General features: G+C 56.9%; 1 protein-coding gene and 1 tRNA gene. Both read left to right on the forward strand.

The genetic code is table 11. The features are described 5' to 3' along the window. Positions 1–8: 8 nt before the first annotated feature. A tRNA-His gene (locus RM609_RS34180) sits at positions 9–84 on the forward strand. 211 nt (positions 85–295) lie between these two features. Next, positions 296–489: adenylyltransferase/cytidyltransferase family protein (locus RM609_RS34185; RefSeq protein ID WP_311616573.1), on the forward strand; the 194-nt coding region annotated here is incomplete at its 3' end.

The raw sequence follows: 489 nt of genomic DNA on the forward strand, positions 1-489 counted from the left end.
TTTTTATGGTGGCTGTAGCTCAGTTGGTAGAGCCCCGGATTGTGATTCCGGTTGTCGTGGGTTCGAGCCCCATCAGCCACCCCAGATAAAGGTCCGTACTTTTCGGTACGGGTCTTTTCCTGTTTGCGCGTACTGTCCGCGCCGTCGTACCGGTGCGGCGGTATGCCGTCTGAAAGCCGGGCCGGTCATACGGAAACCGCTTCATACGGCATTTGCGCCGCCGGCTTTGCCTTTCGCATATGCTTCTGTATCATGTGGGTTTTTCTGTCTTTTATGGTTTTTGTCGGAGGCTTTGATGGTTGACGCTTGGTCTGTCCCTGATTTTGAATCGAAAATCTGTCCGCCCGAGGCGTTGGCGGCGCGTTTGGCGTTGTTGCCGCGCCCGCTGGTGTTTACCAACGGCTGTTTCGACATCCTCCACAGGGGGCACGTTACTTATCTGGCGCAGGCGCGTTCGGCAGGGGCGGCGTTGGTGCTGGCGTTGAATAC

It is taken from the genome of Streptomyces hesseae (genome assembly GCF_031845785.1).
GTDB classification, from domain to species: domain Bacteria; phylum Actinomycetota; class Actinomycetes; order Streptomycetales; family Streptomycetaceae; genus Streptomyces; species Streptomyces hesseae.